Consider the following 25108-nt stretch of genomic DNA (forward strand, 5'->3'; position numbering starts at 1 on the left):
AGTCAGGCTGTAGACGATTTTAGATTACCTATGAGGAATTGAAACCTGGTAAGACGGGGCATAACATATTCCTGAAATAATGATTTTAGATTACCTATGAGGAATTGAAACTATGAATTCCGGCTATGCTATGGCAGATACATATAAAGATTTTAGATTACCTATGAGGAATTGAAACAAAAGATAACAGATGCAAGGAGGAAGATATAATGCCGATTTTAGATTACCTATGAGGAATTGAAACAAAGCCAAGTAAGCACTCTACAGGGTAAGCTTTCTGATTTTAGATTACCTATGAGGAATTGAAACTTGGGGGGGACGGAATTGCAGGTCACGACAGTTGGACGGATTTTAGATTACCTATGAGGAATTGAAACTTGAATAGAGGTGATTATATGGCTGATACTGGTTTTGGATTTTAGATTACCTATGAGGAATTGAAACCACGGGGCTATCATTCTACTATGAATACTTACAGAACAGATTTTAGATTACCTATGAGGAATTGAAACAAGATATTGGCAGTATTGCTAGTCAACTTATACCTAAGGATTTTAGATTACCTATGAGGAATTGAAACTACGTATAAATGTAATGGGGACGTTCACTGATAAGATTTTAGATTACCTATGAGGAATTGAAACATCTCCATGCACCCATATAGAAAGCTACAACGTATTTGATTTTAGATTACCTATGAGGAATTGAAACTCAACTGTAAATAATATGTCTACGGCGCTAGGCCAGATTTTAGATTACCTATGAGGAATTGAAACACGGGAGATGTAACAGGAAGTGCTAGCGTAGATGGTTCGATTTTAGATTACCTATGAGGAATTGAAACTCCAAACTCCTTCAAGAAATATTTCCTCTAATTTATCGATTTTAGATTACCTATGAGGAATTGAAACCAATTTGCCCTGCAGGTATTCTTGTATCATTTACAGATTTTAGATTACCTATGAGGAATTGAAACTAGTCTTGCCTAGATTCTGCGTTGAACTCCCAAACTTGATTTTAGATTACCTATGAGGAATTGAAACGCCCTACCCTGGTTAAATACGCGGGTATGCTTAATTGATTTTAGATTACCTATGAGGAATTGAAACATACCAGCAACATACAACAATGAAAGAATTTTGACAACGATTTTAGATTACCTATGAGGAATTGAAACTATAATGTATGGGTAGAAAATCACGAAGACTTTAAATGATTTTAGATTACCTATGAGGAATTGAAACTAGAACCTTTGGACCCATGAATGAGAATACACAGCACGATTTTAGATTACCTATGAGGAATTGAAACATTTCGGAAAGGAGATATTTCATTTCTAAACCAAACTGATTTTAGATTACCTATGAGGAATTGAAACACCTCGTATGCCTCCATAAGTTTTTTATAATTGCTCTGATTTTAGATTACCTATGAGGAATTGAAACTACCAATTATTTTTCCATCTACATATGCTTTTGAGATTTTAGATTACCTATGAGGAATTGAAACGCATGTCAAAGGCATCTTGACGATATAGAAAAATCTGATTTTAGATTACCTATGAGGAATTGAAACCTGAAACTCTAGGCGGAGTAAAAACAGACTACCAATGATTTTAGATTACCTATGAGGAATTGAAACTCATTTCATCTGGGTCTTTTCCGTGTTTTGCAGTATAGATTTTAGATTACCTATGAGGAATTGAAACGTAGATTTTTTCTCAGCTAATTTCATTTCTTGTAGTTGATTTTAGATTACCTATGAGGAATTGAAACTAGCTATATTTTAATGCTGCTGCTACTTCTTGTATTGGATTTTAGATTACCTATGAGGAATTGAAACCAGAAAAAGCTAGGAGATACCCTTATAAAAACGCAGGATTTTAGATTACCTATGAGGAGTAGTAATATCAAAAATACTTTTTTCTAGAAGTGTTGATATTACTTGCATTGTGGGCATGTCGGAATCTTGCATATGCCCGGCTGGTGACAAATTGGGGACAAAATTATTTACCTTCAAATATGTCCTTGAACTGGTCGAATTCCTGAACAACTTTGTTTTCCATTTTCTTCGTAACACGCAGATACGTGTCTTCTGTAACTTTTTCGGTTGAGTGTCCAAGTCTTTCCTGGATAGATTTTACGGTGGCACCATGTTCCAGGAGATACGTAGCACTTGTATGACGCAGGCCATGGAGTTTTACGTGGCGTATCTTATTCTTTTAAAAAAAATTCCCCACCCAGAGTAGGGCAGGGAATACATTAGATGTTTAGCTTCTGCTTTATTGCTTCCTGTAGTAACTGGGAAAAATTAATTTTATTTTCCTCAGCTTTATACTTTAGCCACTGCGGCATTGTCACGTTGGTGTTTACAGTTTTGTTGTTCATCTGAGCCCTCGCAAGCTTCATATCTGCAATTATAGGAACAACAAAATTTCCATCTTCAATTTTTATTTTCTCCGGCGGCGTTGGCTCTGGTATTTCCTCCTTGTCATCCTCCATATTCCAGAGAAACAATTCTAAGCCGTCCTTCGCCATTGCAAGAGCCTCCTCCAGGGTGTCGCCCTCGCTAATACAGCCAGGCAAGTCCGGGAAGTATATAGAATATCCACCTTCTTCACAAGGTTGAAACACTGCCGGGAACATATATTTATCCATGTTATTCACTTCCTTATTGATTTACTATTTATTTGAATCTTCAAGTGGTGAGGGCTTTATTTTAGCCCCGCCTGCTTGAATATTGACTTCAATGTTGTTTCTTTCAAATCCTTATGTCCATGGTATGGTACTTGAACTTTTCCTTTCTTTGTCGGGTGAATGAAATGTCTATGCGAACCTTTTTTGTTTTTCTCAATCCATCCATCCGCCTTTAGAATTTTTATTACCTCCCTTGCATTCATTTCCTTCCCTCCCTACAATTATATTATAACGCACGTTGCAGAGCGTGCCAATAGTTTTTAGAAGATTCTTTAAAATATTTTTAAAAATATGCTATAATAAATTCATGAACTGCAACAAATGTTGTTTTTAAATAAGGTTAAGGTTCTTACTTGACCAAAGTTGAACCTCAACATGAGATGTATTTAAACTAAAAGAGGAGACACATCTCTGCATCTCCTCCGAATTATGTCTATTTTATATGGTTGGGGACAAATCGGGGACAAACACCACCCCCAGTTATATTTTATTGGCACACATTACCGACAAACCGGGGTTGAAAATCATACATTTGCCCCATTTATAGAATGTGCCACATATTATATACACCTCATTTCTATTTATGAGGAATTGAAACTCTGCCTTGCTTACAACTATAATATGTATTATACTATGATTTTAGATTACCTATAAGGAATTGAAACCTAATTGTATAGGCGAGTATTAGCAATATAATACCATTTTAGATTACCTGTGAGGAATGTTTAAAATTAAGAGAAAGTTTGACCAAATTACCATGAAAATAATTAACAAATTACGAATAAAAATGACTGTTTTACATTGGCTGAACATTAACATGAGATGTATAATAAATCATGCTATTTCTAATATTATGAATAAATGTAAAAATAAATATGATATAATTAATTCATAGCTAATGTCTAAAATATGTTTTGAGTAAGGATGGATTTTGTCATGAATAGAGTTGAATTGTTAAATATAATTGAAAATGGAGAAAATTCATATATAGAATTTAAAGAGGAAGGCATAAAGGCGAAAGAATTGGCGGAAGAAATTGTAGCTTTTGCTAATAGTGAAGGCGGGACAATATTAATAGGTGTATCTGATGACGGTAAAATAAAGGGAATAACTGATAAAAACATAGAAGAGAAAATTATGAATGTGTGCAGAAATAATTGCATACCTAATATAATTCCTGTTTATCCGAACGCTACCATTGCTAATACTCCCAACTTCTTAAAGTGGGGGATAAGCACTGCTACGCGCCTGGATAAGTTTTGCTAAGGTTCAGGTGGAGAAAAGTATTCCTTATAAGCAAACTCCATCTGAACCTAAGAATCACTTGATGAGAGTGTGGAATTAGATGGATTAAGGATATCAGTAGTTAATATTCCTAAAGGATTAAATAAGCCTTATTATACAGTTGATCATAAATATTATATAAGAGTGGGAACTACAAAACGAATAGCATCAAGAGAGGAACTAATGCGATTGTTTGAAGCTAATGGAAGTATTCATTTTGATATATCACCAGTTTATGATACTTCTGTAAAAGATTTAAATTTGGACATAGTAAGAGATTATTTTTTAAAGTATAATACTTTTGATTTATATGAAGAAGACAAAAAAAGTTTAGAGAGAATATTGATCAATGCAGATATATTGAAAGAAGTAGAGGGGAAAGCTATGTGTTCTGTAGGTGGCTTGCTGATATTTGGAAAGAATGCAGATAATATTATGCCTCAAAATGGCATTAGCTTTGCACATTTCCGTGGAGATGAAATAACAGATGAGCTTATAGACAAAAAGATTGTTTGCGGCAGGTTGCAGGATATAGCAGAGCAGATGTTGGTTATATTAAAAAACAATATGAAGAATCCTTCAACTATTAATCAGTTGAGAAGGCAAGAAAGAGAAGAATATCCCGTACTGGTACTTCGAGAAGCTATTGTAAATGCTCTTGTACATAGAAATTACAGCATTTTAGGCTCCAAGATAAGAATTTTTATGTTTGATGATCGTATTGAGTTTCATAGCCCGGGAAAACTGCCTAATACTGTTACCATTGAAAAAATGAAGATAGGGGTATCTTATGCCCGAAACCCATTTTTAGTAAAATATATGGAAAATATGAGATATATAGATCAATTGGGCAGAGGAATTCCCATGATAATTAAAACAATGAAGGATAAAGGTGCAAAAGAACCGCTTTTGCAGGAGTCAGGAGAAGAATTTATTCTTAGCATATATAAAAATGAATTGTAAATAAGGGGAGATTTTATGAATGTATATTTCAGAAGAACTTATTGATAGGTTTATAAAAGAAGATGTTCCTTATATTGATTTGACAACTTTAGCTTTAGGAATTAACGGTCAGAGGGGTAGAATACAATTTTTCTCAAGAGAAAGTGCTGTTGCTTGTGGTATGGAAGAAGTTGTAAAAATATTGAATAGGTTAAATATAGATGTAACCAAAACCTGTAGTTCAGGCAGTATAATAGAGAAAGATCAAATTTTTCTTGAAGGTGAGGGGAACTCTGAAGATTTACATATGGCGTGGAAAGTTTCTCAAAATATTCTTGAGTATAGTTCAGGTATTGCTACAAAAACAAAAAAATTAGTGGAGAAGGTTTCCCGTGTAAATCCCAATGTACAGGTTACTGCTACAAGAAAGATTATTCCTGGGACAAAGGAATTGTCTGTAAAGGCGGTTATTGCAGGAGGCGGATTTCCACATAGACTGGGATTGTCAGAAACCATATTGATTTTTAAGCAGCACTTGAATTTTTTAGGCGGTGTTGAAGGACTAATTAAAATATTAAAAAATGTTAAGGCCAGGGCCTGTGAGAAAAAGATAATAGCAGAGGTGGAAAATTTAAATCAGGCTGTTCAACTTTGCAAAAATGGCATCGATGGTATTCAATTTGATAAAATTTCCTGGAATGAACTAAAGTCACATGTACATATTCTTAGAGACATCGACCCTTATATTACAATTTTGGCTGCTGGAGGAATTAATGAAAGTAATATTGTGGAATATGCAAAAACCGGAGTTGATGCCATTGTGACCAGTTCAATGTATTATGCAGGACCTATAGACATTGGGTGCAGGATAGTGCCTATTTAGTAGATTGCGAAAAAAATATATTGCAGATAGATATGATATTATTGAATAAATATCAGTAAAATGGACAACTTTTTTAGTATGTAATAATTTATAGTAAAGAAAACTAACAGGAGTGTATTTGCATGGTGATTAATTTGGATGTGAATATAATAAGAGCAATTTCAAAAATTGGCATGAAGTATAAAGTTAATAAAATTGTCCTATTTGGTTCAAGGGCCAGAGGTGATAATAAAAAAACCAGTGATATAGATTTAGCTGTATATTGTGATGAAAATTTTCAGAATGAGGGAAAAATGTATTTTGAACTGGATGACATGGATACATTGTTAAAATTGGATATTATATTTGTCAACAGCAATACGGACAAGAAATTGATAGAGAACATTGGAAGAGATGGTGTTGTAATATATGAAGCCCTATGATAATAAATTAAATAACTTTATTAAGGCATTGCACAAATTGGAGGAAGGACTGCTGCAATACGATGGGAAAAATGAACTTTTAAGGGATGGATTAATCCAGAGGTTTGAGCTTACATTTGAGTTGGCATGGAAAACTTTGAAAGAGGTTTTTGAAGATGAAGGACTAATAGGGTTGAATTCTCCCAAATCTGTATTGAGAGAAGCATTTTCGGCAGGATTAATTAAAGATGAAAAATTATGGATAAATATGCTTAAGGACAGAAATCTTACATCACATATGTATAGTGAAAGTAATGCCGTAGAAATCAGTGGAAATATAAAAGACAAATATGTAAATGCTTTGAATGAGCTTAAAGATAAAATAGTTGAAAGAATGCGAAAGTACACGAAATAGAACCATAACAAAAATATTGTATTTAAATCTTCTAAACGGAGACAGTATCTGATGCTCTTCAACTTAAACCTTAACAAGAATTGTATTTAAATGTAAGTTAAGTTGTGTATGAACTACTTAATTTAACATTAACCTTAACATGTAATGTAAAAATATAAAAAATAAATTAATTGTGGTAATATATTATTACAATTAATGTTATAATAAAATTAATATCAGTAAGATAAGTAGTGAAAAGGGGAATGACCATGTCCAAAATAGTTCTATCTTTTAAAATATTGGATTTTCTACTTGATGAGAATATACATAAAACTAAGGAAATATCAGAAAAAATAGAAGTACCTGAAAGTGTTGTAAGGTGGTATATAAATGAACTTATAGGAGCAGGAATTTATATACAATCATGTAGGGGGAGAAATGGTGGATATATGCTGAATAAAGAATATTCTGTAAACAGTATCTGCAAATTATTATACAGTAAATGAAGACATTGATTATTATATAATGTATAAACAAATGTTGCGTATTATATGCAGGAATTGAAATAAATATGTAGAATACAATAATATATTGTTATATTTAGAAAATAAAGACGTTTAACTTACTGAAAAAGAGGGATGATCTTGGAATATTATGATATTAAGGTAATAGTTCTTTTGAAGAAAAATATGAAATTTACAGACAGCAGTGAAATTATAGGCAAAAATATAAGTTCTGCTATGTTAAAAAGTGAATATTTGATGAAATACCATAAGGAAAAAACCTATAAATATGTATTTGGAAATTTTACTCCTGTAGAAAAAGATGGAATATATAAAGAGGGGAGGTTATATATATTTGAATTGAGAACTTTTGATGAAAAATTTTTAAATCATATAAATAAATGTCTAAAGGATTATGAAAGTGATACTATTAAAGTCATTACTTTGAATATAAAAACAGTGAAACAAAGGAAAATTAAGTTTATTAGAACTATAAATCCGGCAATAGTAACAACTGAAGATAATAAACCCTGGATTAAGAAAGATGATTTACTTTTGTTAGTTAGGCGTATTCATGAAAATGCCGCAAAGAAGTATAAAAGATTTTTTAATATGGATATTGGAGAAACAGAGGATTATTTTATTGAAAAATTAAAGATATTAAATAGAAAACCAATGTCTTATAAGTATAAGGGCATACACTTGTTGGGAAATAAATATTTAATTAAAGTAAATGAAGATGAAAAGTCTCAAAAATTGGCGTTTGTGACGTTAGGAGCAGGATTAGCGGAGAAAAATTCAATACTGGGAGCTGGATATTGTGAAGCAGATTGGAGGTGAATATAAAATTTGAATACTAAAAAATTTGTTAAAAGAGATGTCTTTTGCAATAATGGATTGATTAATTTAAAAATGTTTTTAGATAAATATTTTAAAGATTTAAATTGTAAATTGTATCGAAATAGTTTAATAATTGGAATTCCTGAAAATCAAGAACAAAAATATTTCAATGATATATTTAAAAAATTTATAGATAAAAATAAAATAGTATTTAAAACTAAAAATGACAGACTTTATTGGAATAAAGATGATAAACGTTTTATGTATGAAAAAAAATACGATATTAAAGGAAAGACATCTCCTAATGATGTTAAATATTTATACAAGTATATAACTCCAAGTGAAATAGGAATAAGTACGGAAAAGTTTTTTGATGAATATATTGAATTTGCAGAAAAAAATGGATTTAGTAAATCAACAGTTAAATCTCATACCAAATTTTTTAAAAGTGGAAATAGCTTTAAAAAGGAGAACAAGTGCACTATTCCAGTATTTATGACACAAGATGAAACTGTCCAAAGCTATATTGATTATTGTGTAAAAGGTGACAGGCTTAAATTTGATTCAAAGATACATCAGTTTGAGGACGGCGGATATTGCTTCAAAGATATGCTTTCGAAAAAGGATAAAACCATAGATAAATGGGATGCACTTGTTTACTGGTTTGGTGTGAAGGTAAAGAGATATTACAATTTTAATTATTTTATCTATTACAATTCAACAGATTTGTTGGCACTTCAGGATTTAAAGACAAAGATACCTATAAATGAGGATAAAATTAGAATATCAGATAAGAAGAAAAATATAAAGGAACTTTTAACTAATGTGAACTTTATTAAGCAGCTTTCTTATGATGATATAGATAATACGAATTTTTATATATCAAGCAGTATTGCTGAGTTTCAGTTGAAATTTTTAATGTATATTACATCATGTATATATCATCTTGATGAAGATTATAAAGATTTGGATGAAGATGAAGTTACGAGACGGAAAAAAGAGATATTCAATAATTTGAAAAAAGCTAGTTTTGTATCGTATACACAAGATGGAGATATGAAATCAAGTCTTGATGAGTACTGCCGATCTTATAGGATGATTAGATTTCTAAATAGTCTTATGGATGAAAAGTATTTGGAAACTACATTATTCAAGTACCTTTCTGATCTTATTACTTCAATAAATTTATCTAAAAATACTCAGGAAAAGATAAATTTGAATATCGAAAGATTTTCCAGAAATATTTTAAAATTTGCCGATTTAAGAAAAGTTTATTATGATGTTTCTTTTAAAACATTTATTAATAATAAAAGAGGTTTAGGTTCAGCACTATATTGCTTTGAAAGTATATATTTGAAAGAGATAGGAAGAGGTGAACACGTTATGAAATTACATGAGATATCAAAAAGAATTGGTGATGGCATAGGAATTTATGCTTCTAATTTAAATAGTGTTAATAAAGATGGTAAAAATCTATTATTTAGGCTTAGGAATATTAAAAATAAAAATCAGATGATTTCTTATTTTAAGGATCTGGAGTTTGTTATTTTGAGAAATGAAGAAGTTGGTAAATACACTAAACAAATTAATAATAATTTAGAAGAATTATTTGATTTGCTGGAAAGTGATGAAGTAGAAAATGGAGATTGGGAGGTAATAAGAGATTACATAGCTATATATGCTATCAGTAAATATAAATCTATAAATAGTGCTAAAGAATTACAAAAATCAAAGGGAGGAAAATAGAATGTTTTATAATATTTCATATATTTCAAAAGTTAATTTGGCATCATTAAATGGCAGCGAGAGTATGGGAGGAAATATAACTCCCATTAAGAAAATTACTGATAACGAAGGAAAGGAATATGCCTATATATCAGGTCAGGCACAGAGAAGATATTTAAAAGATACTCTTATGCAGTTAGGTGAGAGAATATCTGCAGTTGATGAAAATGGTGAGCCAAATTTCCTTGAACTGAAGGATAAAATAATTGAAGGTAAAAAATTTAAAAATAAAAAATTGATGTATGAGAACTTTTGTGACTTGGATTTGTTTGGTTATATGTTTCCCAATAGTGGGAGAAGATGGTCCCCGGTTAAAGTTTCACCTATGATGTCAATTCATCCATATAAAGGAGAATATGATTATTTGACAAGGAAACAATTAGTTGAAGAAGGAAGTGCGAAAAAAGGAAATATTGTTCAAATAGAAATAGATACCCTAAATTATATGCGTGGAAATATAATTATTGACGTAGATAGGGTGGGCAATGATATAAATGAATATACTTATGAGGTAACTCCCATGCTTACTGAGGAAGAAAAGAATATTAGAATAAATAAACTTATAGATGCTGTAAGATTTTTTAACGGAGGTGCTAAGCAGGCAAGAAATTTAGAGGATATTTCACCTAAATTTGCAGTTTTGACAAAGCAGAAAACGGGTAACCCATTTCTGTTGAATAGTATACATATAAATGATAAAAATGAGTTGGACATTAAAAGTATTGTTGAAGAAATAATAGATAATAAAGCTGTTTTAGATGGGGTGAGAATGGGAATTTCAAAAAATATTTTTAAAAATGAAGATGAAATTAAAAAATATGTTGAAGAAGAAAATATAGAAATAGGGAGTATAACAGAAGCATTCAATTTCTTAAAAACAGGAGCTGAATAAAATGCATATTGTAAGATTTAAAGTAGAAGGAGTATTTAATTCGTTTAGAATACCCTTCTTTAGAACTTACCACAAAACTTTTCTTGCACCACCTAAAACTACTGTAATTGGAATGATAACCAATATAATGGGAAAATCGGAAAATTTTTTTTATAATATTTTAAATCAGAATAAGATAAAGGTTTCTGTTGTGATAGATTCTATAAAGGGGAAGGCAAAGGATCTTTGGACATATAAAACTTTTGGGAATAAGAATCATGGCAGGAGCATTATAAGAAGAGATAGGCTTTTTAATGCCAAATATACCATATATTTTATGACTGATGATAAAGAATTGAGTGAAGAAATATATGATTCTCTGTTGTATCCTAAATCAATTCCATCTCTTGGTCTTGATGATGAAATTGTGAAAATATATGATGTGGCCTATGATTTGGATTTTGATGAAAACAGTACTGAAATTGTTAATTCTGTTTTTATGGACAGAGGGTATGAATACCAGGCTAAAGTAGATGATTTTTCAAATATGATGGAGATACCAACAGCTAATGTAGTTCCTTTAAAGTATGAAATTAAAGAAAATAAGAGTAAAAGATCCGAGAGAACTGGCACAGATTTATGTAAACAGATAGAATTTTTGAACTGTTATGTTGAAATAAAAGGTGTTAAAAGCTATATATGTGAAAATAACAAATTAATTTTTTATTGATTGGATTTGATGTATAATGGTTGATTTTGTTGTGGCTAAAAAGAGAAAAGATGGTGCTACACAGAATTTAAATGAGCATACTTCTGCTGTTATAAAAGAAGCACTAAAACTAATAAATAACAATGAACTGGGAAAAGTTTGCTGCGAAATTGGATGGGAAAAAAATAAAATTGAAGATCTGATCTTCTTTTGTGCATATTTTCATGATGTAGGTAAAGCTACCTATCAGTTTAAGGAAACTATAGAACATGAGACTAAAAGTTACCATTCATTTTATTCAGCTGATTTAATGGCTAAGATAAAAAGTTTTAATTTGTATGGCATAAATTTACTTATGCTTTGTGTAATGACACACCATAGTATTTTTAATCAGAACAGTAAATTTAAAAGTGCAGGCAATAGTAAGGAACTTAAATTTGAGTTTCTTGATTGTGCGAAAGAATTTTTTTATGGATATAAAAATGCTTATGAAAAATATATGAACAGAAAGTGCAGCTATACTTTTGAATATGAAGAAATTCCTCTAAAGAAAATGGGAAGTAGGATTAGATGTATATATAGGTGTGTAGAAGGAACGGAAGAAGATGTAGGGGAAATAAATTATAAAAAATTGAGATTGGTATATTCCTATGTTTTAGGCATATTGAACCTGGCGGATTGGATAGCTTCTGCCAAATTCAATGAAACTATGCCCAAAATAGAATTCGATAATTTAATAGATAAAAGTGAGCTATGTAAAAGATTGGCAAAATCAATAGACATTCCAGAATTCAGGCCTAAAAATTTTCAAGATGAACTTTCAAATTTTAAAGGAAGTGTACTAGTTGAAATTCCGACAGGAGAAGGGAAAACTGAAGGTTCATTTTTATGGGGTATAAAGAATTTAAAAGGCAGAAATGGCAAGATTATATATACATTGCCCACTCAAACTACTTCGAATAAGCTTTATGAAAGAGCTGCAGAGGTATTTTCTAATGATAATACCGGCCTTGTGCATGGAGCATCTAAAATGTTTCTAGAAAAGCAATATGAAGAAGAGCATGGAGAAATTGACGATGAATGTGAAAGTAATATTTTATTCAGCAAAACGTTTAATAAGAATTTTACAGTGTCCACAATAGATAGTTTGTTTAAATATTTTCTGAATACAGGCAGATATAATATTGCTATGTTGAATTTTATGAAATCAGTAGTGATAATAGATGAAGTTCATTCTTATGACTTTAAAATGATGGGATTTATAAAAAGATTTTTAGAAATTTGTCAGTATTACAAAGTACCCGTCTGTATTATGAGTGCGTCCATACCTGATAAAACAAAAAAATTAATAGGTATAGATAAAATGCCAGTTGTTACTGATTCAAAACTATTTTCTCAAAAAGCAAATTATATACACAAAATAGATGATTCCTTGGATAATAATTTAAATGATATTATTGATAAATATAATAAAGGGAAAAATATTTTAATAGTAAGAAATAATATAAGAGATTCAATAGAAACATTTTTGAGCCTAAAAAAGAAAATAGGAAATATAGTTTTATATAATTCTCAATTTAAAAAAATGGATAGAGTAACGAAGGAAAGTCAAATATGTAATAAATTGGACAATAAGGAGCATTTTATTTTAGTAGCTACTCAGGTTGTTGAAATATCTCTTGATATAGATTTTGATGTTATGTATACAGATAATGCACCTATAGATTCTTTGATTCAAAGGTTTGGCAGGGTGAATAGAAGAAAGAATCCTGATAAATTGGGTGAAATATTTATATTCAAAAATATAAATGAAAAACCCTATTATTATAAAGTACTTGAATTAACATATGAAACTATAGAAGAAGGTCTGTTTACATTGGCAAAATATAATGAATGGCTGAATATTGTGTATGATAAATTATACAGTGATAAAAAAATTGAAGATGAGATTCAAAGTAAGTTTAGAGATGGATATAATATGATTGATAAAGTTATAGAAAAGCTCCATGGCATAGAGCAGAGTCAGGATGTTTATGATATAAGAGATATTGAATTTCCTAAGGAAGATTTTATTTTACAGAAAGATTACGATGAGGGCAATCTTAAGTATGATTACACAGTTTCACTGCCGGCTTATTTTGCTGATCCAAAACTGGGACTGGGACATTTAATTGACCCAGAATTTGAAAAAACTTATTATCGTATTCTTAATTTTTCATATGACTATGATGTTGGAGTTAAAATTCCACTAAATGGTAAATTAGATTTGTTTGTTGGGGATGATTAAAATTTGTTTATATAATTACGGGGTGATTCAGCATGAAAATAAACGGTACGCTCATAAATTATTATTTTCACTGCAAGAGGCAGTGCTGGCTTCATGGAAGCAGGATCAACATGGAGGACAATAGTGAGGATGTTCACATAGGAAAGATAATTCATGAATTAAAATCCGAAGGAAAAAAGAATGCAGAAATATCCATAGACAATGTGAAAATAGATAAAATCACAAAAGATTATCTGGTAGAGATAAAAAAATCTGATGCAGATATAGAAGCGGTGAAGTGGCAGGTGTTGTTCTATCTCAGCTTGTTGAAAAGTAAGGGAATTCATAGAGAGGGAAAAATTGAATTTCAGGAGAAAAACAAGCAGGACAAGAAGATAATATATGTAAGCCTTACAGAGGAAAATGAAATGAAGCTAAAAGGGCTGAATTCAAATATGGAAAAATTGTTTGAAGAGGACATGCCTCCTAAAGTTAAAAAAGTAAAAGGATGCAGGAAGTGTGCCTATTATGAATACTGTTATATTTAGAATAGATTGTAGGAGGGTGAAATTTCATGGCCAGCGGCACTAAGTATTTGATGAGTATGGGTGAACTCAAGAGAAAAGATAATTCTGTTTTATTTCATAATGAAAAAGGAAATTTTTATTTGCCTATAGAATCCACAAGGGAAATATACTGCATGAATGAAATCACGGTAAACAGTAAGTTCTTTGATTTTGCTGCAAAGGCAGGGATAGTAATTCACTTTTTCAATTATTATGGATACTACAGTGGCAGCTTTTATCCTAAAGAAACCCTGGTAAGCGGCAAAGTTACCATAAAACAAGTAGAAGCATTTTTAAATAACAGAAACAAAATAGCAAAAACTTTTGTACAGGGAATAGCTGACAATATATGTGAAGTGCTTTATCATTACTACAGACATGATAAAAAGGAAGTGTATGATACCGTTGAATGGATGAGAGAAAGGGTTCCCGAATATATGGAAGATGATAATCTCGGCATAAAACAGATATTGAGAATTGAAGGTGAAATATGGCAGAGATTTTATGAGAATTTCAAATATATTCTTCCTAAGGATTTTATACTCAATAAAAGAGTGAAAAGGCCGCCGGATAACCCTATAAATGCGCTTATATCCTTTGGAAATTCCATCTTATATTCAAAGACCGTATCTCAGATTTACAATACCCATTTGAATCAGACCATAAGCTATCTGCATGAGCCTTCCGAAGGTAGATTTTCTTTAAGCCTTGATTTGTCTGAAGTTTTCAAACCGGCTATAGTTTACAAGACAATTTTTGAACTTGTAAATACAAAACAGATTCAGGTGGGCAGGCATTTTGATAAAAAGTATAATTACTGTCTTTTAAACGAAGAAGGAAAGAAGATATTTGTACAAGCTATTGAACAGAGATTTGAAAGTGTTTTTGATCATAAAAAACTCAAGAGAAAGATAAGCTACAAGACGGCTATAAGATTGGATGGATACAAGCTTATAAAATATTTGGTGGAAGGTGAGGATTTCAGACCTTTCAGCTTAAAGAATATGATGTAAGAATTGGGGGCAGTGCTTTATGGCGAAAAATTTTAATTTCAATTACGCCTTTGTATTTTATGATGTAAATGAAAAAAGGGTGAACAAGATATTTAAAATATGTAAGAAATATTTTCATCACCATCAAAATTCTGTTTTCAGGGGAGCTATAACTCCTTCGAAATTGATAAAATTGAAAAGTGAATTGAACAAAATCGTGGAGGGAACAGATTTTGTAACAATAATAAAACTTATAAATGACAGCTGTTTTGATGAAGAAACTTTAGGAGTAAATGTAAATAACACTGAAAATCTAATACTCTGATTTTTCCAACCAAATTAAGTTTTAAAAGTGTTTTAATGTCTTGAATTGAAGTGAATTGAGGCACTTTTTTTATCTATTCTTGAAAAAAGTAAAAACGTCTGGAAAACTTTGAAGAAAATGCTTTATTTATGCGACTTTAAGTCCTATAATAAAATAAAGAATGGCTGTTTTACATTAGTTGAACCTTAACATGAGATGTATTTAAATAGTAAATATAAATGTGCAATGTACGGAGATAAAATTGTTGAACCTTAACATGAGATGTATTTAAATATTTAACAAAAGTATAACATGTCCCCTTTTATGGTTGTTGAACCTTAACATGAGATGTATTTAAATAATTGAGAATCAATCCATTCATAAAGCCTGTAACAAGTTGAACCTTAACATGAGATGTATTTAAATTCTATTCTTCATCCTCCTTTATATACCATTTACCATGTTGAACCTTAACATGAGATGTATTTAAATACAATATCTCCAACTTGTTCTTCTGTAAGATCCTTAGTTGAACCTTAACATGAGATGTATTTAAATAAAGTTACAGTGTATGCCCTGCTTGTTGTAGGCAGGGTTGAACCTTAACATGAGATGTATTTAAATCAAGCTTTAGAGATGTTTGAGAAGAACTTTGCGAGTTGAACCTTAACATGAGATGTATTTAAATTTAACATCTTTTATATTTTTTGGAAAGTTTAAATTGGTTGAACCTTAACATGAGATGTATTTAAATTGGCCATCCAAATTTATTGTTCCACCATCTTTGGCAAAGTTGAACCTTAACATGAGATGTATTAAATAATAATTGATAGTACAGAAAATCCGGGATTACCAATCCATTTATACGACCCTTGTTTAGGATAACTGTAGTAGTATTTGTCACAGTTATAGCATCAAAATTGAATATGAATTGTACTGTAGTTTCAGTTGTGGGGATATCGCTAGTAATATTATATAATCTAGTAAGGTTTTGTTGTAAATGGAAAGAAAATCAAGTCGGAATAACGTACTAAAATAATTAGCTAAGAAATATTAGTAATCCATAACTGGTTGGCATACCATCAAAAAATAGTAACCCATTGCATTTAAGCATACTAGTAGAATAAAGTAAACCAGAATTAATGAGTGTGTTATGGATGGAAAGTAATCAAAGCTGTATAGTATTACTTGGCAGAATAATAATCTAAACTTCTAGTATCAAGTAAAGGATTTGTTGTGAATGGCAATCGGAGAAATAAGTTTATTAAGATGACATCAGAAGAGTTTAATACTTGCGTAGGGTTTGCCCTGCACAATGGAGATAGTCGAGTAAGCCTATTGCTTAAATGGTGGTATGACAATACAACACTAAAGGATGCTCATCAGCGATGTAAAGAACTATATGAGAAGGATTATAAGGGAAGTCTGTGTATTAAAGATTACGTTGGAGATTGTGTACTTCTGTATGGGCATCATAGTGTACTGTTGGATTTGGGATATACAACAGAGGAAGAATGCTCTAAGTATATAGATAATTACATAGATAGTTTGACATCAGATGATTAAATAGATATATTTATAAACAGACGCTTAATATCCAACATAGGCAAGTTTGTTTCAGCGTGATGATAAAAATAGATGGGGGAGATTATAATGAATAGGAAAAAAATTATGAGTATGTTACTGCCGGTTGGAATATTATGGAGTATGCTGTTTGGTGCTGGAGATGGTTTTATGCTAGGTGGAAATACTGTGAAGGCATTTACTCTTTCAAATGGAGATGTTGATGCGCAGATAGCACCTAAAAAGACAAACACAGGATGGATAACATCGGACATAACAGAGCCAGATAACGTATTACCAGGTCTTGGAACTGAACCAACAAATTATATCGAGGTGCCTGATGACAGTGATTTATTGACCGATAAGGTTAATTGGCAATATACAGATAGTTATTCAGATAATATAATTGCCAGTGTTAGGCACAAGTTTATAGATGTGTCAAAGTTAAACCTTGATGGTAAAGTTTATAGATATAAATTTACTGCAAATGGAAAGGTTTATGATACGTACTATGAGGTACGAAGGATGTATGCAACTTATGTAGATTTTCTTCAGCATAACAGTGATGTGCAGTGTGTGAGAGTTGTTTCATATGCAATTTTTGTCGATGGAGAAGTAGCTGAAGGATTTAGCAACCGCTCGTTTGTCTATGAGTCAGACACTGGTGAGCTTCCGTATTTGAGGTTTATGATATATAACTCTGATGATGAATTGAATCCTCTACTATCACATAGTAGAAAACCTACAAAAGACAACTACCCAGATTCATCAGAGGAAGGATTTATACCAGGAAGTATTGCAGGAGAAGGGGAATATCCAGTGTATAGTCCTTATGAAGATAGTACGCCAGGTGGCAATTCAGATACAGGGGAAAGTGGAGATGTGCCAGTCGGCGGTACAATAAACTTTACCAGATTAGCAGGTGATAATAGGTATAAAACAGCTGTAAGTATTGCAGAGGAATACTCTGGAACAAATAGTGTAGATAATATAATAGTTGCCAGCGGTAAGAATTTTCCAGACAGTCTTGCTGGTGCAACTTTAGCGAAGAAGCTAGATGCACCGATACTGCTTTTGGGAGACAGTGAGGAAGATTTGGTGGAGATAACTAAGTATATAACTAGGTGTCTTAATTCAGACGGAAATTTATATGTACTTGGTGGTGATGGTGTAATTTCTCAGGAATTTCTGGACAGGTTTAGTTATAGGTATAATATCATAAGATTAGCTGGTACTAATAGAGAGGAAACTGCAAGTAAGATAGTTGATACAATACAACCTGCTGTTGGGACACCAATAGTTATAGCAAATGAGGATAACTACCCAGATGCACTGTCAATATCGCCTGTTGCAGCAGAAAATGGATATCCTATAATGATAACTAAACAAGATAAACTGGCAGATTATATTAAGAAATATATAGGGGATAAGAAGCCAGAAAAGATTTATTTTGTTGGCGGCACTGGCTCTGTAAGTGAAAATGTTAGAAACGAGGTTAAGCAACTTACCGGTCTATCTGATGAAAATACTCCAAGAATAGCTGGTAAAGATAGATATGGTACTTCTTTAGCAATTGCAAAGGCTTTTGACTTTGGGAATGCTGTTTTCACTGTAGTAAATGGATTAGATTTTCCAGATGCCATAACAGGAAGTGTGTTATCTGCTAGCAAAGATTCGCCAATACTTCTCGCAGATGTATCAGGCAGCTCTAATATGGGGGATTTGAAGGATTATATTAAATCTAGTGGATTTAAAAATGCATATGTATTGGGCGGTACGGGGGTATTCCCGAAAGAAGTCATGGATAAGTTAGCAGACTAAGGTATAATGCAAGTTTATATACATATAATAAATGTATTAAAACATGGGGTGGTAGTGTGGATTATAGTATTTATACAAATAATCGGATTAGAACCCCTTAGTTTGGAATTAAGGCTCAATATGTAAAGCCTTACTATTACTACAAAGAATTCTGATTTCAGCAGTAAGCTGGAAAACATTTTAAATGGGCAGTTTAACCCTATTGCACCAAATGCAGTATGGTGTACAGATATTACAATCTTTGGACTAATGCAGGTTTTGTATACCTTGCAAGTATTATGGATTTATACTCACAAAAAATTATAGCTTAGACACTTTCAAATTATAATACTGTAAGGATTCACAGCCACTGCAATTATATGTCATCAAACAAGTTTGAAAAAGTATATAGAAAGACTGCAAAATTTAATGAATCAATTGCAAGTTAAAGTTTATAGGCTTATTTAGAATTTTCCTATTTTAATTTGTGCTTTTTCTTGACATAGTACCAAACAAAATTATAACAAGAGAATGAAGAATTAAAAAAGAAGGTTGCTGATATGCAGAGTATTGCGGCTTCTGCGCAAGAGGCGACTAATACGGCACAGCCAACGTAATAGTTTTAGCCCCAGGTCTGGGGCAACTCTTTTAGGTCATAAAACGAAAATTGATTGCATTAAATTCTATCAAGTTCCTCAACTGTTCTTTCATTTTTTACGTCTCCAGTATTTAATGTGGTTTTTGCTTCAATTAGCATTACATGAACCTCTTCTTTAGCAACAGGCATATGTTCATTTCCTCTGGGAATAATGAGAAATTCTCCTTCATTTAAAGTAACATCCTTATCCTTAAACTTAATAATCAATGATCCTTTTAGAACATAAAACATTTCATCTTCGTTTTCATGATTATGCCATAAAATCTCACCCTTAAATTTAGCAACCTTCAAATAGGAATCGTTAATTTCGCCTAGAATTTTGGGACTCCAGTATTCATTAAAAAGATTTAATTTTTCATAAACGTTGACTTTATCCATTAAAACATCCCCTTTAAACTTTTTATAAAGCATTTTATAAGTTATAATATATATAAGGTATTGTTACGAAGTAAATTCTAATTTTATTAGACAGTATGTACAAGTACGCACTTTTTTATCATATACTTACTATTTAGAAAGAAGAATAAAAAAATGGATAAAACTAAAATTGAAGAATTTAAAGATCAGGAAAAAAGACAAAAAGACTTCAAATGTTCTCTAGGATTTTCTATGACCGTTATTGGCAGTAAGTGGAGAGCAATAATATTATGGTATATATTAAAGAGACAACCAATAAGGTATGGGCAATTAAAAAAGTCTATTCCAAATATAAGCCATAAAATATTATCACAGGAATTAAAAAAACTCGAGATGGATAACCTTATTGAAAGAATCCCCTATACAACAATTCCGCCTAAAGTGGAATACATACCTACTGATAGGGGAAGATCATTAGAAAATATATTAACTGAATTATGCATCTGGGGCAAAAAATATATGCTATAGGTTTATTGACATAAAATTTAAACATAGAAATAATTATTGCCCCAGAAACGGGGCTTTATTTTTTTTGAATTAGAGCATCATAGGTGGCATATCAAATCCTAAACTTCCTATCTTCACTATTCTATTGAAAAAGAATTCACTAATTATTGTTTGAGGAAGATCTTTCAGTTTATGATATTTTGTTAAATCCCATTTATTTAGCAATGCTTTCTCCACATATCTTTGACAATCACCAATAACTGAATTTGCTGCCTGTTTTTTGAAATATCACTTTCTTGACAAAATTTAGTGGCGTTAGTTATAGCTTTATAAATTATTCCATAAATTTGTGAAACCGAAAAATTATCAAGCAAGTCATTAAATACAGCTATTGTTTTTTTACCGGGGTTAAAATCAAATCTTACACTATCCATTTGAAAATTAAGATATTCCAAACACTCGGACAATGCAATGTCTCTCCAAATTTTGAATGCTTCTTCACTGTTATTTTTAGTAAATTCAGATGGATTTATTATATCACTGATAATTTTCTCTTTACTATTATTTGAAAAATCTATATTAAGAAAATAATTAACATAGTATATATAATAAATTATAGGAAAAGGATCTTCCTCTAATTCAGGGAAAGCCTCTATTGGTGAATTAGGATTAACTATAATAATTTTCTTATGAGATAAAATAGTTATAATTTCTTTTTCTAAATCATCTGTGGGTGCTAATTCCTTATCAATGTTAATTCTTTTACAATCAAAAGAATAATGTAGATAATATGATATTTGAAAGCAGGGATACCAAAAGATACAGGTATAAGTTCAAGAAGAAATAGTATTCATATTGATGGAAAATCTGCGCCACATAAATTTTTACTGTGACCCTTAAATATGCTAAAATTAAATTGTAACAATATTTTAAATATAAAAGGAGATTAAAATGAATTTTTTAAAAAAAGAGATTACAACAATAGCCATTTTGATAATCATTGGAGTATTTATCTTGATTCATTCTTCCCCTTTTTTATCTGTTAGAACTCATGTATTTGTAACAGGACATCCAATTAGAGCATTTAAGGGAACTGTACACATTAATAAGGGACAATATAATATGGATAAAAGTAAGCTAGATAAAGAAAATGCTATGATCTATACTATTACTGGTAATAACTTATATGATATAGAAACAGGAAATGTAATAATCAATTATAAAGTTACAAAAATAGGATTTTTATATTTTGTTAAAGATTATGGAGAAGCATAGATATTTTGATTGGAGGCAGGTATATGATTTCTTTGGGAGTATGTATATTTTCTATCCTATTTGGTTTTATTTTATTTAAGTATCCGCCGGAAAATATAAATAGTACTTATGGTTATAGAACACCTTTTGCAATGAAAAATCAGGATACCTGGAATGTGTCCCAAAAATGCGGTGGAATTAGTATGATGTTATTTGGGTGTATTAATGGCATTTTAGGAATCTGGGCGATTATTCAACCGCTGGGTATTAACAACGGAAAGGTACAGCTATTATTTTTATTGACAGGTGCTGTAGTCATGATAGTTATTGATGAAATATATTTAAGAAAATTATTTAATAAAGATGGAAGCAAAAGGAACCGATATTAATCTATAAAAATATTTTCAATATATAAGGAGATGATTATATCAAAAAGGAAAGGTTACTTGGAGTAATGAATTTTATTGTTATATTTGTGGTACTTTTTATAGGGTTTCAAATCATTAAATTAAAGGGTAATATGATTAATTATATTATAGTTTCTGTAATAATTGGATGTATATTGTACATATATCCTAAATTATTTGATAAGAACTAATCTTTAAGAGTTTTGAAGAATGTATTCAGATAAATGCAGTCATCCTGCAGTTTACCCTGTCAGGCCTTTTAAGTGCTGTTATGGGTGCAGGTTCTGTAATATGGGAAAATGATGATTGGAGTTTTCTCAAACAATCAATTATGCATTTTATTATAACTTCCATTACAATGTTTCCATTGCCTACTTTTCACACTGGCAGGAACACACATTTGCTGGAATTGTAGGTTGCTTCATCATATTTTTAGCAATGTACGTTGCAATATGGATAATACAGTATAGTGTATGGAAACACAGAATCAAACAGATAAATGATAAATTAGAAAATAAATAAAATATATTAAAAAAGTATTGACTAATTGGTAACTTGTGCTATAATAATAATTAGTTGATAAAGATTATTAGTGGATGTTAATTCTTATTAAATAAATGGAGGTATGAATTATGAAAAATGAAAGAGATTTTAAAGCTGAAGAAAGATTATATGAGGATGTTATAGATAAAAAGGTTATATTTGCAGGAGAATATGACGATGTAGCTTTAAATTGTGATGGTGAACCGTGCAACTTCTCTTATAATAAGGACATATTTGATAATTAGTACAGCAAAATATACTCCTATAAAGATCAAAGCAATTTAGATAATTGATCTGAAACAAAAAACTTCCTATTACTAAGCATAGATTTTTAAGGCAGCTGAAAAAGCTGCCTGTTCCATTAGGGATGCATTTATGAAAATGGAGGGTATTTCCTTCAGGCTGTAATACCTTTAAGTCCGAATTTTGGTCTCATGAAAAGAACCTTTGGCTTTTGATAAATGTCTATGTCACCTGTGATGTTTAAAGTTTTTAATACAAATAATTTTATGCCTTTATATTCATAAATATTATACAGCTCTTTATCTGCTACTTCGGTTTCGAATAGAACTTTAATTTTAACAGTTTTAACATTATTATGGACATTTCCACAATCACAGTCTATTGATGTATTTTTAACAGATGTTACAAAACACAGATTTCTGTCCCCAGCATAATTTAAAGCTTTATCTTCAATTTTTAACATGATTTATTATCCCTCACTTATACATAATTAATTTTTCCAATTATTTGATATATTATAAATTTGATAATTATTTTCTATTTAATAATACATAATTAATATGTAGATTCTATGAAGATGCGCTTTATCTGGAGATTCTAAGAAAAATTTTCCGATAGGCTGATAAACAAATCACTGTGAACCTAAGAATCGCCTTATTCAGGTGTGCAGCAGTGCCTATCTTCCACTTTGGGAGTAGGGAGTATTAACAAAATGGCAGAATCTAGATAAATAAAAAATGAGCAAAGCTTCGATATAAGCTCTACTCATTTTACTTTAGGCACTTAAAATAGCTGATTTTTATAACTACATTTCCTTATCCAGTCCTTTTATCATATTTTCGACTTCAGGTATGATATATTTATCTGTTTTATCCAAAACTTGTCCATTTTTAACTATCATGTATGGATTGCCTAAGTAATTCAAATCTTCAACAGGATTTCCGTCAACTGCTATAAAATCTGCAAATTTTCCAGGTTCCAGAGTGCCAACTTCTTTATCTATACCTAAAACTTCAGCGTTGGATTTAGTTGCATACATTATGGCCTGCTTATTTGTAGCTCCATATTTGACATCAAGCTTTAATTCTTTCCATGTACCGTAATGAGTTACGTAAGGCATGGCAGCATCAGTACCCAGTGCCAGTTTGATTCCCTCTTTGAGTGCTGTCTGGAAGCCTGAGATCATACGTTTTTCTATAATTTTTCCATTGGCAAGTTGTACGTCAGTTAGCTTGGTATATTCTGTACTGAGATTTGCTATATAATATATAGTGAGGAATGTAGGGGTAAGAGAACTATATCCTCTTAAAGAATTGGGATTGTGCTTGAATAGGGATATTACCTCGTCATCCATTTCAGCACCATGCTCTATGGTATCTACTCCGCCTCTTAGAGCCTCTTTTAATCCTTTGGTACTTTGACAGTGACTTGCTACAAGAAGGCCTGCTCTGTGTGCTTCATCGCATATGGCTGCAATTTCATCATAGGTCATTTCTGCCCTTCCAGCTTCACCTATTTTTTTGGAATCAGTTACTCCACCCGTATTGGCTATTTTTATCAGGTCAGTTCCATTGTATACATGGGTTCTCACCTTTTTTCTTCCTTCCCAAGGTGAATCTATGGCTTCAGATACAAATTTATATCCGTGACCTCCAGTTATGCATATCATAGGTCCTGCACATAACATTGTAGGTCCCACTTCATTGCTGCTTTTTATTTCATCCCTTACTTCTAAGTCGTAATAGAAGGGATCTCCTACACTTCGAAAAGTGGTTACTCCGGCGTGAAGTGCTGCCATTGCATTTTTTTTCATGGTTTCTTTAATTAAATGTTTTCCAAGAGAAGATTTCATGTATTCCAAATTTTCATCAGGAGTTCTCTTAACTTGTTCCGGTGAATTCGGATTTCCATCTCCAAAAAGATGTACATGGGCGTTTATAATCCCTGGAAGTACATATTTACCTTTTAAATCTACAATTTTGCAATCCTTGGGGATACTTACTTCATCTTTATTTCCAAGAGATTTTATTTTACCTGCACCATCAGAAGTTTCTACTAATATTACACCTTCTTTTACAATGTCTTTCTCAAATTTTCCATCGATTATATTGCAGTTGATAAAAGCACAAATATTATTTTGTTTGTCCATAACAATCGCCCTTTCTTAATTCTCTCTTTTGAATTAATAAATGTTATTAAGAAATTATTATGATAATCTCCTTATGTGTTATTTTAGCACATTAGATTATAAAAGTTAATATTTTATTTCAAATGAACTAAATATTAATGCTTGTCCAAATAGTATTTGAAAATGATGTGAAGGTTATAAAATATCAGGGA

At 31.1% G+C, this 25108-nt stretch carries 27 protein-coding genes, 1 pseudogene and 2 CRISPR repeat arrays; of the genes and pseudogenes, 21 read left to right on the forward strand and 7 right to left on the reverse strand.

Features of this window, described 5'->3' with window-relative positions:
• Positions 1-15: 15 nt before the first annotated feature.
• A CRISPR array of direct repeats spans positions 16-1908; the repeat unit is 30 nt; unit sequence GATTTTAGATTACCTATGAGGAATTGAAAC.
• Positions 1909-2005: 97 nt separating this feature from the next.
• From ACFHWD_RS15700 to ACFHWD_RS15710, 3 genes are read right to left on the reverse strand one after another with little or no spacing between them, the layout of a single operon-like run.
• Positions 2006-2212, reverse strand: a complete 207-nt coding sequence (locus tag ACFHWD_RS15700; RefSeq protein ID WP_150357944.1) for a tyrosine-type recombinase/integrase — start codon at positions 2210-2212, stop codon at positions 2006-2008.
• 49 nt (positions 2213-2261) lie between these two features.
• Entirely contained in the window at positions 2262-2657 is a 396-nt protein-coding gene (locus ACFHWD_RS15705) for a type II toxin-antitoxin system HicB family antitoxin (protein WP_150357930.1), read from the reverse strand.
• Between the two features lie 56 nt (positions 2658-2713).
• On the reverse strand, positions 2714-2899 hold the full coding sequence (locus ACFHWD_RS15710) for a type II toxin-antitoxin system HicA family toxin (RefSeq protein ID WP_150357931.1): 186 nt from the start codon (positions 2897-2899) through the stop codon (positions 2714-2716).
• 733 nt (positions 2900-3632) lie between these two features.
• Between ACFHWD_RS15710 and ACFHWD_RS15715 the strand changes: the two genes are divergently transcribed.
• The 16 genes from ACFHWD_RS15715 to ACFHWD_RS15790 all read left to right on the forward strand — a co-directional run bounded on the left by ACFHWD_RS15715 (position 3633) and on the right by ACFHWD_RS15790 (position 18820).
• Positions 3633-3962 carry a helix-turn-helix domain-containing protein gene (locus ACFHWD_RS15715; protein WP_378062659.1) on the forward strand — a complete coding sequence of 110 codons (330 nt, stop codon included), beginning with the start codon at positions 3633-3635 and terminating at the stop codon, positions 3960-3962.
• A 69-nt stretch (positions 3963-4031) separates the two neighbouring features.
• Complete coding sequence (locus ACFHWD_RS15720; RefSeq protein WP_378062660.1) at positions 4032-4943, forward strand: ATP-binding protein; 912 nt, start codon at positions 4032-4034, stop codon at positions 4941-4943.
• Positions 4944-4962: 19 nt separating this feature from the next.
• Positions 4963-5805, forward strand: coding sequence for a ModD protein (modD, locus tag ACFHWD_RS15725; RefSeq protein WP_179978582.1), 843 nt, complete (start codon positions 4963-4965; stop codon positions 5803-5805).
• Positions 5806-5927: 122 nt separating this feature from the next.
• On the forward strand, positions 5928-6227 hold the full coding sequence (locus tag ACFHWD_RS15730; RefSeq protein ID WP_179978581.1) for a nucleotidyltransferase domain-containing protein: 300 nt from the start codon (positions 5928-5930) through the stop codon (positions 6225-6227).
• Positions 6214-6621 carry a nucleotidyltransferase substrate binding protein gene (locus ACFHWD_RS15735; protein WP_179978580.1) on the forward strand — a complete coding sequence of 136 codons (408 nt, stop codon included), beginning with the start codon at positions 6214-6216 and terminating at the stop codon, positions 6619-6621. The genes ACFHWD_RS15730 and ACFHWD_RS15735 overlap by 14 nt, the downstream gene beginning before the upstream one ends.
• A gap of 248 nt (positions 6622-6869) precedes the next feature.
• Positions 6870-7106: an Rrf2 family transcriptional regulator gene (locus ACFHWD_RS15740; protein WP_179978579.1), complete on the forward strand. Its 237-nt coding sequence runs from the start codon at positions 6870-6872 to the stop codon at positions 7104-7106.
• A 138-nt stretch (positions 7107-7244) separates the two neighbouring features.
• Positions 7245-7943 (forward strand): CRISPR-associated endoribonuclease Cas6, encoded by a 699-nt coding sequence (locus ACFHWD_RS15745; RefSeq protein WP_179978578.1) that lies wholly within the window; start codon positions 7245-7247, stop codon positions 7941-7943.
• A 9-nt stretch (positions 7944-7952) separates the two neighbouring features.
• A complete protein-coding gene (locus ACFHWD_RS15750) occupies positions 7953-9689 on the forward strand; it encodes a hypothetical protein (RefSeq protein WP_179978577.1) in 1737 nt (578 codons plus the stop codon).
• 1 nt (position 9690) lies between these two features.
• Positions 9691-10620: a type I-B CRISPR-associated protein Cas7/Cst2/DevR gene (cas7i, locus tag ACFHWD_RS15755; RefSeq protein WP_106010971.1), complete on the forward strand. Its 930-nt coding sequence runs from the start codon at positions 9691-9693 to the stop codon at positions 10618-10620.
• Position 10621: 1 nt separating this feature from the next.
• Positions 10622-11329, forward strand: coding sequence for a CRISPR-associated protein Cas5 (cas5, locus tag ACFHWD_RS15760; RefSeq protein WP_106010970.1), 708 nt, complete (start codon positions 10622-10624; stop codon positions 11327-11329).
• Between the two features lie 16 nt (positions 11330-11345).
• Positions 11346-13595, forward strand: a complete 2250-nt coding sequence (locus ACFHWD_RS15765) for a CRISPR-associated helicase/endonuclease Cas3 (RefSeq protein WP_106010969.1) — start codon at positions 11346-11348, stop codon at positions 13593-13595.
• Between the two features lie 32 nt (positions 13596-13627).
• Complete coding sequence (gene cas4 / locus ACFHWD_RS15770; RefSeq protein WP_179978576.1) at positions 13628-14122, forward strand: CRISPR-associated protein Cas4; 495 nt, start codon at positions 13628-13630, stop codon at positions 14120-14122.
• A 26-nt stretch (positions 14123-14148) separates the two neighbouring features.
• A complete protein-coding gene (gene cas1b / locus ACFHWD_RS15775; protein ID WP_179978575.1) occupies positions 14149-15153 on the forward strand; it encodes a type I-B CRISPR-associated endonuclease Cas1b in 1005 nt (334 codons plus the stop codon).
• 19 nt (positions 15154-15172) lie between these two features.
• Positions 15173-15457: a CRISPR-associated endonuclease Cas2 gene (cas2, locus tag ACFHWD_RS15780; protein WP_106010966.1), complete on the forward strand. Its 285-nt coding sequence runs from the start codon at positions 15173-15175 to the stop codon at positions 15455-15457.
• A gap of 177 nt (positions 15458-15634) precedes the next feature.
• A CRISPR array of direct repeats spans positions 15635-16258; the repeat unit is 30 nt; unit sequence GTTGAACCTTAACATGAGATGTATTTAAAT.
• Between the two features lie 414 nt (positions 16259-16672).
• Complete coding sequence (locus ACFHWD_RS15785; protein WP_150357940.1) at positions 16673-17002, forward strand: hypothetical protein; 330 nt, start codon at positions 16673-16675, stop codon at positions 17000-17002.
• A gap of 87 nt (positions 17003-17089) precedes the next feature.
• Positions 17090-18820: a cell wall-binding repeat-containing protein gene (locus ACFHWD_RS15790; protein ID WP_179978574.1), complete on the forward strand. Its 1731-nt coding sequence runs from the start codon at positions 17090-17092 to the stop codon at positions 18818-18820.
• A gap of 655 nt (positions 18821-19475) precedes the next feature.
• Here ACFHWD_RS15790 and ACFHWD_RS15795 read toward each other — a convergent pair.
• Positions 19476-19835, reverse strand: coding sequence for a cupin domain-containing protein (locus tag ACFHWD_RS15795; protein WP_378062661.1), 360 nt, complete (start codon positions 19833-19835; stop codon positions 19476-19478).
• Positions 19836-19988: 153 nt separating this feature from the next.
• On the opposite strand from ACFHWD_RS15795, the gene ACFHWD_RS15800 reads away from it, so the two are divergent.
• Positions 19989-20342 (forward strand): helix-turn-helix domain-containing protein, encoded by a 354-nt coding sequence (locus ACFHWD_RS15800; RefSeq protein ID WP_150357943.1) that lies wholly within the window; start codon positions 19989-19991, stop codon positions 20340-20342.
• Between the two features lie 197 nt (positions 20343-20539).
• Here ACFHWD_RS15800 and ACFHWD_RS15805 read toward each other — a convergent pair whose 3' ends face one another.
• Entirely contained in the window at positions 20540-20788 is a 249-nt protein-coding gene (locus tag ACFHWD_RS15805; RefSeq protein ID WP_378062662.1) for a hypothetical protein, read from the reverse strand.
• A gap of 484 nt (positions 20789-21272) precedes the next feature.
• Between ACFHWD_RS15805 and ACFHWD_RS15810 the strand changes: the two genes are divergently transcribed.
• From ACFHWD_RS15810 to ACFHWD_RS15825, 4 genes and pseudogenes are all read left to right on the forward strand, one after another.
• Complete coding sequence (locus tag ACFHWD_RS15810) at positions 21273-21596, forward strand: hypothetical protein (RefSeq protein ID WP_150357128.1); 324 nt, start codon at positions 21273-21275, stop codon at positions 21594-21596.
• A gap of 23 nt (positions 21597-21619) precedes the next feature.
• The gene (locus ACFHWD_RS15815; RefSeq protein ID WP_179978572.1) at positions 21620-21964 is read left to right on the forward strand and encodes an SdpI family protein; all 345 of its coding nucleotides are present in this window, start codon (positions 21620-21622) and stop codon (positions 21962-21964) included.
• Between the two features lie 238 nt (positions 21965-22202).
• Positions 22203-22504: pseudogene (locus tag ACFHWD_RS15820) on the forward strand (DUF3021 domain-containing protein).
• 110 nt (positions 22505-22614) lie between these two features.
• The gene (locus tag ACFHWD_RS15825) at positions 22615-22770 is read left to right on the forward strand and encodes a hypothetical protein (RefSeq protein ID WP_179978571.1); all 156 of its coding nucleotides are present in this window, start codon (positions 22615-22617) and stop codon (positions 22768-22770) included.
• 152 nt (positions 22771-22922) lie between these two features.
• Here the strand turns inward: ACFHWD_RS15825 and ACFHWD_RS15830 are convergent, their stop codons facing one another.
• A complete protein-coding gene (locus ACFHWD_RS15830) occupies positions 22923-23231 on the reverse strand; it encodes a hypothetical protein (RefSeq protein WP_150357125.1) in 309 nt (102 codons plus the stop codon).
• A 342-nt stretch (positions 23232-23573) separates the two neighbouring features.
• A complete protein-coding gene (locus ACFHWD_RS15835; protein ID WP_150357124.1) occupies positions 23574-24917 on the reverse strand; it encodes an amidohydrolase family protein in 1344 nt (447 codons plus the stop codon).
• Positions 24918-25108: the final 191 nt, after the last annotated feature.

Source organism: Clostridium sp. MT-14 (assembly GCF_042436595.1).
In the GTDB taxonomy this organism is placed as follows: domain Bacteria; phylum Bacillota; class Clostridia; order Clostridiales; family Clostridiaceae; genus Clostridium_B; species Clostridium_B aromativorans.